General features: G+C 42.0%; 11 protein-coding genes. 8 read left to right on the forward strand and 3 right to left on the reverse strand.

The genetic code is table 11. The annotated features are described in order from the left end of the window. Window positions 1-152 precede the first annotated feature (152 nt). On the forward strand, window positions 153-488 hold the full coding sequence (locus F0364_RS28535) for a hypothetical protein (protein ID WP_153801240.1): 336 nt from the start codon (window positions 153-155) through the stop codon (window positions 486-488). 92 nt (window positions 489-580) lie between these two features. Next, a complete protein-coding gene (locus F0364_RS28540) occupies window positions 581-1,303 on the forward strand; it encodes a DoxX family protein (protein WP_153801241.1) in 723 nt (240 codons plus the stop codon). A 54-nt stretch (window positions 1,304-1,357) separates the two neighbouring features. On the opposite strand, the gene F0364_RS28545 is transcribed toward F0364_RS28540, so the two are convergent. From F0364_RS28545 to F0364_RS28555, 3 genes are all read right to left on the reverse strand, one after another. Further along, a complete protein-coding gene (locus tag F0364_RS28545; RefSeq protein WP_153801242.1) occupies window positions 1,358-2,257 on the reverse strand; it encodes a hypothetical protein in 900 nt (299 codons plus the stop codon). A gap of 269 nt (window positions 2,258-2,526) precedes the next feature. Further along, entirely contained in the window at window positions 2,527-4,614 is a 2,088-nt protein-coding gene (locus F0364_RS28550) for a phytochrome family protein (protein ID WP_153801243.1), read from the reverse strand. Window positions 4,615-4,657: 43 nt separating this feature from the next. After that, complete coding sequence (locus tag F0364_RS28555; protein ID WP_207632939.1) at window positions 4,658-6,643, reverse strand: tetratricopeptide repeat-containing sensor histidine kinase; 1,986 nt, start codon at window positions 6,641-6,643, stop codon at window positions 4,658-4,660. A gap of 476 nt (window positions 6,644-7,119) precedes the next feature. Here F0364_RS28555 and F0364_RS28560 point away from each other — a divergent pair, with 476 nt between their 5' ends. The 6 genes from F0364_RS28560 (at window position 7,120) to F0364_RS28585 (ending at window position 12,019) form a co-directional block, all read left to right on the forward strand. Continuing rightward, entirely contained in the window at window positions 7,120-7,434 is a 315-nt protein-coding gene (locus F0364_RS28560; RefSeq protein WP_207632940.1) for an HPF/RaiA family ribosome-associated protein, read from the forward strand. Window positions 7,435-7,620: 186 nt separating this feature from the next. Then, entirely contained in the window at window positions 7,621-8,109 is a 489-nt protein-coding gene (gene msrA, locus F0364_RS28565; RefSeq protein ID WP_153801246.1) for a peptide-methionine (S)-S-oxide reductase MsrA, read from the forward strand. Window positions 8,110-8,387: 278 nt separating this feature from the next. After that, window positions 8,388-9,155: a hypothetical protein gene (locus F0364_RS28570; RefSeq protein WP_153801247.1), complete on the forward strand. Its 768-nt coding sequence runs from the start codon at window positions 8,388-8,390 to the stop codon at window positions 9,153-9,155. Between the two features lie 38 nt (window positions 9,156-9,193). Then, complete coding sequence (locus F0364_RS28575) at window positions 9,194-10,474, forward strand: T9SS type A sorting domain-containing protein (RefSeq protein ID WP_207632941.1); 1,281 nt, start codon at window positions 9,194-9,196, stop codon at window positions 10,472-10,474. Window positions 10,475-10,564: 90 nt separating this feature from the next. Further along, window positions 10,565-10,774 (forward strand): hypothetical protein, encoded by a 210-nt coding sequence (locus F0364_RS28580; protein WP_153801249.1) that lies wholly within the window; start codon window positions 10,565-10,567, stop codon window positions 10,772-10,774. 159 nt (window positions 10,775-10,933) lie between these two features. Continuing rightward, the gene (locus F0364_RS28585) at window positions 10,934-12,019 is read left to right on the forward strand and encodes an acyltransferase family protein (RefSeq protein ID WP_153801250.1); all 1,086 of its coding nucleotides are present in this window, start codon (window positions 10,934-10,936) and stop codon (window positions 12,017-12,019) included. Window positions 12,020-12,111: the final 92 nt, after the last annotated feature.

Here is a 12,111-nt window from a genome sequence, read left to right on the forward strand (position 1 = left end):
GCGTTTTTATTTGATGAGTTTGACATGTATTCTTTAACCACGCAAGAAATTAGTTAGTGACTATAAAAATTGTTTGCAGATACTTTGAAATACATAACGAGTACATTAACTTTGTATTTCAAAGTGCTTTTTAATTATCGAAACTCGGTTATATGAAGATTTCAAGAACAACTTTCGTTATTAGCTTTCTTATTTCGGCATTCGCCTTTCAGTTTATCTCTAACTCAGTTTTGGGACCAGAAATCCGGCTCTTTCCCGGAAACGGCGAATGGTTTCCCGGAGCAGGATCATCCGTTGGATGGAAAAATACCTTAGCCACAATTATATACCCTGTCAAATTTTCCCTGATAAGCCCTTTGTCGTTTTTGGCTAAAGATCCGGATCCGGCGCCTCCTGTATTGGTTGTTGCGTTTGCCATCTACTGGTCTGCCATCGCGTTGGCACTTCATTATATCCTTAGCAAAATAACCATTCGTAAGAAAGCGTGATTATAGAGGGATCAGTATAGACTGCAATAGGTTATTATAATAGTTGGGGCTAAGTCTTTCAAAAAAGTTGGGGTTACTATTAAAACACCGATATGAATAGAATTGAAGAAATATACTATGAAGCAAAGTCTGACAAATGGTTTAAAAGATTTTCCGTTTTTTGCCATATCGCTTTGGCAGCGAGTTTTATTCCGGCAGGTTACGTTAAAATAATGGGCGAACGTTTCGCTGCCGGCCTGCCATCTAATAACCCTTTGGGACATTACTTCGATGCCCTATATCTAACAGGATATTATTATACGTTTATCGGAATTGCTCAAATTGCAATAGCTGTATTGTTGCTTATCCCCAGAACTTCCCCTCTCGGCGCATTGATGTGTTTTCCCATCGTCCTTAATATTTGTGTGCTCACCTATGCTACACGCTTTGCAGGTACCCGGTTAACTACCATGATGCTATTGGCAAGCTTATTCTTATTAGCCTGGCACTACGACCGTTTAAAATATATTTTACCATTTAAGCAGTTCAAAACAAATCATCCTGCCCCCGGGAAACCAATGGGCATTCGCCTCCGGATGATATTTTTTGGAGGTTGCTTCACAGTTCTGGCTTTCATTATAATCGGGACTTTCTATTTATACGAGATCGGGCCGGGCAACTCTGAAGCTGAGTGCAGAAATCAATGCTATTCCAGCAAAAACCCAGCGGCTTGCGAGGCTTTTTGCGACTGCATTTATAACCAGGGACAACCGCTGGACAGTTGCTTGGCACATTTTGATGAAGCAAAAGATATTCGCAAACCTCGTGTAAAGTAGCTGCATCTTGCCCTTACTCCAGTTTAAAATAGCTGCCGACAATTCTACATCAACTTAAACTTCTACGGTGGGCAGTTCTTTTATTAATGGATATTTTACTTTATGCTGAAATACAGCATAGTTTGAACTTAAGCAGGACGATACCGAAACCTCGGGAAATGTATCAAGTCCTGTATCATTTCTCATAAAAAATGCATTTGTGTTTGGACTGTTGGCGCCAATCAAGCGGTAGCCTTTTTCTTTGGCAAGCTTTGTATAAGCCATTAAGCTTGCCCCAAAATAGCCTTTGCCTTCAGGAGAAGTATCTACCCCTACAAAGCTTGACGCATAAGGTACTGATACCGATTGATCTGCCGCCCAACGATTATTGTACTCAAGAATAATTACACGCGGGCTTATCACTTCTATCGCCTTCAAAATCCAAAAGTCAATGCCGTCAATATCAAGGCTCAACAAATCAATTTCTCCGGAAAAGCCATTGGATTCAACCAGGCTATTAACATTTTCTGTTGTTATCCAGGAATGAACAATTTTGGGTGCAAGCCTGGAAAACTTCCACGCATTAGTGCGTTGCTTATAAAATGCCTTTCCCCTTTCCGTATTCTTCTCCCTGCCGTCAATCAGCAGGCCGGCCCAACCGTGATTGATAATAAGATTTGCTGCATTACATTCAATGCCATTACCGGCCCCTATCTCCACAACTTTTTTGTTTTTAGTTCCAATAATTAAAAATATAAACAATAAGATGCCATCCTCACCATTCTGAGAATAAGATGAAAACTCAACTTTATCAAAAGATGGCAGGTACTTAAATGACATGTACATGTTCATGCACTGCATTTCCATGTTTACCTGCAAAAGCCTGTCAAGCTTTGCGTGTGAGGCTTTTATTTCGTGAGTTGGGGAGAATGTAGTTTTGATTCTCTTTACGATTTTGGAAAGTAGCGATTTCATGGGACTTTCTTTGAGTATTGAACTAAATGTGTATGGCTTGATAAGGTATATTTTTTTTTATTATAATGCAAGTAAAAAAAAAGAAATCGGGTTATCAGTACGATAATTGGCCGGCTATTTACAGCAGTTGAATCAGCATCTGCCTGATTTTCAATAGTTACCAAAATCATTGCCACCGCAACGCACAAAATCCAGAAGTTAGTGGGATAATACCTGGTAATGCTGTGGTTTGTAACCAACTTATTCATATTAATTTACCTTAACCGCTGTTAATAGCAGGTGTACACATACAACGATGTATTTGCCAGCCGGATGAGAGAAATACAGCCGTAACCAAACCCATCTTCCAGCAGCAACCGGCCTCTATTCTCTTTTATTGTTTGCCAGGCAATATGTTGAAAATATTTGTAACCCTTAAAATGTGTAATACCGCTTTTATTACCGGCAGGCGATAAGGATTCAGCAAAATTTTTCCCCAGGTTAACCCTGGCAGTGTTTAATAAAAGAATGATGTTTTCACCATTGTATTTTTCGGCAACGATCTCTATTGATTCATTGGGATCAGCACTTTCTATCAGCGGCAACAAAAAGCTGGTAAGCAGCAACTTCATCTTGGGAAGATTGTCCACAACGTTGATGTCGGCCGGTACTGCTGTAATAGAGATATTTTTGTCTGTAACTTTTTTGCCGAGGCCGGATATGATGCTTTTTATGAGGCTTCCGAAGTTAATCCTGGTGAAAGACAACAGATCCGTATCAGCATCAATTTCTTTCTTTAGCAGCACTTTAATGATGCTGAGCATATACTGGCAAAAAACTCCCATTCTTGTTGCCAGGTGTTTTGAAATGAAGGGGTTTTGTTTTTTGCCAATGGAATAAAAAAGCAATTGCATGCCAGAGAGAGGGCTGCGGAGATCGTGAGCCATAATATTAACTATCCGCTTGTTATTGCCGATAATTTCCCGCAATTCTATGCTGGCTTCTTCTAATTCCCGGTTCTTGCCGGCCAGCAGGTTATTCAGGTTTGCAAGGCTGGCGGCCCGCTTACGGTTCCTGGTAACATCCTTCCAGCTAAGAAAGGCGATGGTTAGCACCAGAATTATGGCGAACAGTCCCAAAATAATGATATTGTTTTTGCCTTTATTTTTCTCTTCCAGGGTTTCATTTATGCCCATCTGTTGGTTAATGGCGAATTCACGCTGCAAATCCAGGTGGCGGAAATTTTTAACAGACGCATTAAAACTGTCCACTGCACTTTCATACAGCGCAGCATCCCGCAGGTAACCTTCATAATTTTTGCTGGTTTCATCAAACAACAACTGTAGTTTATGGTAAGTTATCCTTGTTTCCGGCAAAGGGTACCTGTTTAACAGGCTGTCTAACGACTTAAACGTTTGCATGGCTTTCCCGGTTTGCCGTTGCTTTATGTACATTTCTGTAAGCTGGGCAAGTTGTGAAGCATAAAACTCTACGTCTGCTGTACGGGAAATAGCCATGCTGCCCATAAACATCGGTTCAGCCATTGCCGCATCTCCACGTTTGGCAATAACATTTGCCATAAAGCCGGTAATTACCGCCTCGGCAATCAGCGGAAAGTTGGGCTGGCGGCGCATGTCATAATCCTTCTGCCTGGTTCGTACAAACCTTAGTGAGCTATCCAGGTATATGTATGCACTGTCGTACATATCCAGGTTGGTGTAGCAAATACCTACGCTCAGCAATATTTTTTCTATCGCAAAGAAATTCTGGAATTGCCTTCCGTCACAACTTACATGCCGCCGGTAATCATCAAGATAATACCTGATTGCATTTTTGTAGTTCCTGGTTGAGTAGAACAGGTCGCCTATCGCACTTGGCGAACCGAGTGCGGCACATGTATCTGCAATATATCTTTTAAACACTTTGTCGGCAATAAGGTAATACTTAAGGGCCGCTTCGTAATTGTTCTCTTTTCGTAAAAGGAAGCCTTTATCATTAAGCGCCTCCACATACATTTCCACCAGCTTTTTGTCGCCCGTATTTTTTTGCAGTAATTGTATGGCACTGTCAACAAACAGGTAAGCAGTTCTAAAATCCTTATTCGCATCATAGCAATACTTATACTTCCTGGTAAAATAATTAGCTTTATCAAAAGCATTAGTAGCTGCGTTTGCCCGGTAGGCAGAGTCCAGCAAGTAGTTGGCCCTTGCGGGTGTAAATTCTACCAACGTATCATATTGCCTGAAAACATTGCTCAATTCCGTGTCAGGCTTTGGCTTAAAAAACACATGCCACCCCAGCCACACAAGCAGACCGGAAAACGGTATGATAAAGTATGCTATTTTGGTTTTAGTATTTATAAGAAAAAAAAATTTCATTTTGATTAATACGGTGCTCCATAGTTTTGTCAGCCTCCAAAACCTACATGGCTAATTCAATATGAAAAACAGTGCCCCAGCCTTCTTTGCTGTCAAACCAAATTTTCCCATTGTTTTCTTCAATAAATTTTTTGGCAATGGATAAACCCATTCCAAAACTTTCTTCCCCCGCCGTTCCTGCCAGGCCTTCCACTTTTTTATGCTTAAAAATCTGTTCTTTTACAACAGCCGGGATTCCGATGCCATAGTCGCGTATGGAAATGAGGCTGCTTGTTTCTTTCTTTTCAAGGTGTATGCTGATAACCGAGTTTTCGTTACTGAACTTTATGGCGTTGATAACGATATTATTGATCACCCGCCGGAGTTTTTGCCGGTCTATAAAAGCAAAAGCCTGCTTCAGGTTCAGTTCTATCCGCTGTTTTTTCTGAAGGGCGCCTGGCTCCAATAAATTAATGGATTGCTCCAGGAAGGCTTTCAGATCTACCAGTTCCTTCCTGTTTACCTGCTGGTCAATCTTAAAAGGGTGCATTTCTTCTATGATATGCAGAGAGCTGGCAGAAGCTTCCCTTATCAATAACAGTGATTCCTGCAAATCATCATCTCTCAATACTTCAACCGGCAACCGGCCAATAGTTTCATAAATAACAGAGAGGGGTATTTTAAGATCATTGGAGGTAACGTTCATTATCGAAATATGCTCATTGTTTTTCTGGTCAAGTGCATGAAATACACTTTGTAAAGAGTGATTTTTTTCGTCAATTTTTTCATAAAGGGCTTCTGTTTCCTGAAGAAATATACGGGACCGGGCATATCTTCTTTTTACCAGGATTAACAGGTACACAGATAATAGTGCCAGTAGTACTATAACAATGAGGTAAACTGATTTAACCCGGCCATCATCTTTTAGTTTCCGGTATAAGGCGTTTTGAGCTTTGGTATTAAATGAGTTAATGATATCGTTACCCGCCGCCTGTGTGTTAAGGTTTTGTACAGAATCTTTTAACTCAAGGTATTCTTTCATATACATGGCAGCTACGGAAAGCTTACCCCTTCTTTCATAATAGTTTTTCATGCAGGCGAAATAACCAATCAGTGACTGCTCTGAAGGAAAACTGTCTATAGAGGCTTTAAGGTTATCCAATAATGCCACCGCTCTTTCCAGGCGGTTGTTTTCCAGGTAAAGCCGGGTGAGTGCCAACTGTGTAAGCTGCGTATAAAGCCGGTGATAGCCGGATGTGCCAGCAATGCTTTTTTTATACAGCGCTTGTGCCTCGTCCGCCCTCCCCTGTTTTTGAAATATCCTTGCCTGGTTATCATACACCACAGCCTTTGCCATGGCAATATACCTGCCCTCGCGGCTAAAAAAAGTTTCCTGCCTGTTTATATATGCAAGGGTAGCGGAATAATAATGGTTAGCGCTGTCATAATTGCTCAGCGCATTATAACACATGCCAATATTGTCAAGGTATTCCTGTGTGGCTTTAAACTTAAAAAAGCTGTTGGTATCGCACAGCGACTGGTCTAACAGTCCCGCCTGGAAGGATGCGATGGCCCTCTCATAGTTTCCCTGCTTATACAGCAGCCGCCCCATACGGGCATTGTATTCAACCAGGCTACATGGGTCAGTCAGTTTTTCTAACGCTACTTTATGCCCCTGCATGTAGTAAAGCGCACTTTCCTGGTACCTTTTTCCCTGTGCCAATATATCGCCCTTGTTAAAAAGGGCGTTAACATACAGTCTTACAAAGTCCGGGTTCTCCTCTTTACCGGCTAATAAATTGATAATACTGTCAGTAAAAACCAGGCCTCTTTTTTCGTCACCCAGCACTTCAAAGAAGTATAAGAACTTGTACCTGTATTTTCTGTATAAGTCACCTGTACCCATGTTGGGGAAAGCCGAATAAGCAGCATCCAGCAACTCTAAGTCGCCTGGGCGTACAGAAGTATCTCCCGGGCCGGGCAACCTGTTATAAACAGAATCAAAAAAAGAAGGATGGTAAGCCTGGTCACTTCGGTTGCCGCAGGACAAAAAAAAACTTAGGCAACAAACAATGGTTACTAGATGTATTACATATTGGCAGGAGTTATGAAGGTATTTTTTGAAGAGGGTTAGATTACAACACATATAAGCGCATTCTCTCCTGCTAAAATAAAATTTTTATAGCAAGATACAGTACCCGTTTTTTAACTGGCCCGGTTGGGCAAGGTAAAGGTTAGCCAGCGGTGAAGCTGAATACAAATTACTGTACGGGCTGACGGTATTTCATGGCGACTTCGTTGTGTCACTCACTTGTACGGCTGGTTTTTCATGGCGGCATTTAAGCGAAGGGTTGAGCTTTTTGGCTAGTGTAGAATATGTACAGTGAAAACACACGTGGTTCCCCAACCATATCTCCGGTACCAGCTAATATAACGTCCACCTGTTTTAATGTTTCAAAGCCTCAAATAACAATTGCTGTATATGACCTGCTACAGTTTGGCTTTAACTTTGTAACAAAGTTGCCTATGACTATACAGATAAACACCGACAACAATTTAAGTGTAAAAGATGCCTACGAAGAAAACCTAAACCAGGTGCTGAATAAAGAGTTGGGCAGGTTTGAGGAATACCTGACCCGAATTGAAGTGCACTTTTCTGATGAAAATGCAGACAGGAAGACCAGCAATGATAAACGGTGTTCCTTAGAAGCACGTTTAAAAGGAAAACAACCTGTTGTGGTATCGCATGATGCGGATACTTATGATGAAGCTATTGCTGGCGCCGCCCGAAAAATGAAAAGCACTTTAACCAGTATCATTGAAAAGCAAAGAGGTTATTAAGCATAAGGTTATCTATAACAGCTCAAGGGTTTCTTATGTACCGGAGAACAGAAGCTGTTAACATAAGATTATGTCTTAAATATTAAGTTGCTTATGCAAAAGCATACAATCCCCACATGCCAACATGCCAGTAAAACTGGCTGGCGTTAAAATTGATTAGACTGTAGCAAACACAACTTCAATTATATGTTAAGTGAAAAAGCAATTTTAGCCGGCGGTTGTTTCTGGGGTGTGGAAGAACTGGTAAGAGACCTGCCGGGTGTACTATCAACCAGGGTGGGTTATAGCGGCGGAGATGTTAAAAGCGCAACCTACCGTAACCACGGAAACCACGCCGAAGCAATAGCCATAACTTTTGATCCTGAGAAGTTATCTTATCGTAAGCTGCTTGAGTTTTTCTTCCAGATACACAATCCTACTACAAAGAACAGGCAAGGTAATGATGTGGGTACATCTTACCGGTCTGCTGTTTTTTATCTCACAGATGAACAAAAAACAACAGCGCAGAATTTGATTACAGAAATGAACGCATCCGGTAAATGGCCCGGCGCCATAGTAACTGAAGTAACACCTGCCCGTGACTTTTGGGATGCCGAAGAAGAGCACCAGGATTATCTTCAAAAGCATCCCTATGGTTATACCTGCCATTACATAAGGCCAGAGTGGCAGTTATAGTATCGCATGTACCTAACCTGCGGGAAAAGCCGCATAATGAACCCGGACGTACAAGAGTGCGACGCAACGGCAGACCCATCATAGTTCCTGCTGCAGGGCTCATAATTATTTTCTCTCACATTTATGCGTGGATGCGGGGTGCTACTAACATTCGCAAAAGAATTTTAATATATGAATTAGTGTCAACGACTAAATAAAAACTACCAAATACTCAACTTATCTTCTGAAGCGCCTTTATGTCAAATAATTTTGAACCCTACTCTAAAAAACAAAAACTCATGAAATCACCAATTTTACTCTTTATTTTTTCCCTTACAGTTTCACATGCGGTATTTGCACAAAATGTTGGCATAGGTACGGCCACGCCAGCCTATAAACTTGATGTAAACGGTGTTGTTAACACCAACAGTAATTTATATGTGGGCGGCTATGCCGGCATAGGCACAACAACCCCCATTTATAAAATGCAGGTACAGGATGGCTCTTTTGCCATTTATAACAGCACAGATGCTAAATACTGGGTGATGAACTACAACAGCGGCGGCAATTACCTAAACATAAACGAGGATGGATCGCCAAGGCTTGCCATAGCCAATGGCGGTAACGTGGGCATAGGCACAACAGCGCCTTCCGCAAAATTAGACGTTGTAGGTACCACGGAACTGAATGGCGCCGTTACAGTAACCGGCTCTCAAAAAGTTAGCGGCACATTAACGGTTAACAATAACAAAGGCGTGCTGTATAATTTGTCCGGCAGCACGAATATAAAATACTACACACGCTCCGCTGCTTTTACCATCAACAACCTTGCCCCACACGCCCTTTCTCCGGAAGCCAGTATCGGCTTTATTGGAGGCTTCAGCAATGCGCCACAGGTGTTTGTAGGCAACATTGTAAGTAACGGCGGCACGGCAGGGCCATTGTATCAACTTCAGCTAATCATTTACGATGTAACACCCTCTGGCTGCAAATGCCGGCTGCTTAATACGAGCAACTCCACCATCAGCCAAAACATTACATGGAACATTATGTGCATGGGCAATTAACCACTGCATTAATTATCTCATTTCAAAAAATTTGTTCTATGAATTTAGCTGGGCAAATACAAAAAGCAGTTGCGCTGATGGTACTGCTGGTTTTATCAAAATTTTGTTACCCGCAAATTGTTAATAAGGGGGCAGCTATCACCATACAAAATGGTGGGTTGATATTCACTTCGGCATCGTTTTCAAATACTATCGGCAGCACAGTTACCAACGACGGAGAAATTATTACCAATGCTGATTTAATTAACGATAGTGCTGCAACACTTTCAGGCAACGGCCGATACAGTGTACAGCTTAATTTTAACAACAAGGGCCTGTACAACTATGGCACTTCGGTATTGCGCTTTTTTGGCGCTGCCAATTCAAACCTGTCAGATGCAGGGAAAGTGATATACAAACTGTTGGTAGATAAAAGTTCAACATACCTGGTAAACCTTCTTAATAGTGAAAAGGTATTGGATTCGGTTATTTTTTTTAATGATAACACCTGGGTTAAGCTAAACAACACAACCTTTACTCTGGCAGAAAACTCCAAAATTCACAATACAAACGGCACCAGGTTTTTTATTACCAACGGCACCGGAAGCTTAAAGAAATTAGGCGTAAAAAACAGTTCCTTTGTTTTTCCGGTTGGGTTTGATGAGCTTACTTATAACCGTGTAAGAATTACAGAAAACGGAGTGCAGGATGCCTATTCAGTACGTTGCCGTGACGTGGCTTTGTTAAATGGAAGTACAGGTGCACCCATTTCAACCGGTGGCATTAAAGCTGGCTGGGTTATTAACGAGGCAACCGCTGGCGGAGCCAATGCTACGATTGAACTGTTGTGGAGGAACACTGATGAGCTTCCAGGCTTTGATTATACCAGGTGTATGGTATCCCGTTACGGGGCAAGCTGGTCGTATCAGTTGGCCCAGTCAGATACAGCCGTGGGAAGCCCTTACAGGTATATAGCCAGGAGCGGGTTTACCGGTTTTGGAGAGTTTACTGTACTTTCCGGCAGTAACCCATCAATAGCAGGTTTGCAATACATTGAACGCAATGTTGTGAGTAAATATGAACCTGCTGCCAAGGAAATAACAATTTACCCAACCATTGTTCAAAACAACTTTAATGTTCAGGTGCCAGGCAATATAAAGGGTGCGCAAAAGATGAACTTACAGGTTACAGATGCCAATGGCAGAATTGTTTGGCAAAAACAAAATGCAGATTTTTCATCGCAAAAATTCTCATTGCCAAATCTTATAACCGGGTACTACTTTGTTATTGTTACCTACAATGGCAAAAAGGTTACCCAAAAAATTATGGTTTCCTACTAAGATATATCGGGGAATAAAAACCGGGGCTGCTTCAAAAGTAAATGAGGCAGCCCTTGCTATATTTGCACCTGCCAGTTTAAAAACAATGCCATGCGGGGAGATAAGAGAATAAAACGCGACCTACACGCTCTTAATGAAGATGGGATGGTATTGTGCAACCCACGTGATAAGGAAGCTGCACTTCGTGCCCAGACAGAAAACATAGCCACAGCCGATTGGGAGGCGGTAACCTGTCCAAAATGCCTGGCACTGGTTTACAGGCACAGGAAGGCTTTAAAAGAACGCAAACAAAACGGTTAAAGCAGTTTTCTGTATACCAATTTCACATGTTGTATCCCGTTACCATACTTTCTTTTACAGCATGCCTGTTTATAGTTTCCTGTATTTATATTTGAAAGGTACTAACCAGCGTAATACTTATTGCGTGTATTACATAACAAGCAACCACACAGTAGAAACATGCAGGAACAAACCATTCAATTCCCGGGTTCAAAACCGCATTACGAAACGCTTGATGGCCTTAGGGGCATGGCGGCCATAAGTATTGTTGTTTTCCATTTTTTTGAATTTATTTTTCCCGATTATAAAGATAGCCCGCTGGGCCACGGCTACCTGGCGGTTGATTTTTTCTTTCTGCTGTCTGGCTTTGTAATCGGCTATGCTTACGACAGCCGCATGCAAACCATGGGTATGGGCAGCTTCTTTCGCAACAGGCTTATCAGGCTGCACCCAATGGTAATCTTTGGAACTGTGTTGGGGCTTATAGAGTACATCATTACCCCTTTTAATAACAGCGTACAGTCAGCGGGCTGGGGTAATATTTTTTTATCTTTTGTATGCCACCTGTTGCTTGTGCCGCTTGCCATTTTGCCTAACCGTGGTGATGGTGTTTTTCCGCTTAATTCACCGTCTTGGTCCTTGTCTACTGAGTACATCGCCAACATATTTTATGCCCTTGTATTAAGCCGTGTATCCAGGAAAATATTGATATTGTTACTGGCTGCATCAGGCGTGTGGCTTGTGTATGTTGCCAGGCAAAGGGGCTGGCTGATTATGGGCTGGGAAGGCAAATTTTATTTTGATGGCTGGGCACGTACCGCATTTTCCTTTACAGCCGGGCTGGCCATATACAGGTTTAACCTTGTTATAAAAAACAATATCAATATCATCCTGCTTTTGTTATTACTGGTTGGCATTTTTATGTTTCCTCATTTTGACAATGACTGGCTTGCCGAATCCCTGCTGGTAATGGTGGCCTGCCCGCTTATCATCGCGTTAGCGGCGGGCAGCAATATAAGTGGCAGGCTAAAGAATTTTTGCGTGTTTACAGGCAGGCTGTCTTACCCATTATACATGACGCATATCTGCATCGTATGGTCGTTTGGCAATTATTACATGGCGTATAAACCCCAGGGGCTGCAACTCTGGCTGATTGTGCTGGCGCTATTGGCGGTCATCTTTGTAATTGCGTATGTTGTAATGCGCTTTTATGATGAGCCGTTTAGAAAATACCTGGTAAATAAATGGGTTCGTAAACAGCCATAATTTCCAGCGTTAAGAATAATAAGGGGGTGCCCCCAAGCTATCGCAAGGGGTCGGGCTTTCCACTGCAACTCCGGCACAAAAGCCTTGCACAA

The organism is Foetidibacter luteolus, assembly GCF_009650435.1.
In the GTDB taxonomy this organism is placed as follows: Bacteria; Bacteroidota; Bacteroidia; order Chitinophagales; family Chitinophagaceae; genus Foetidibacter; species Foetidibacter luteolus.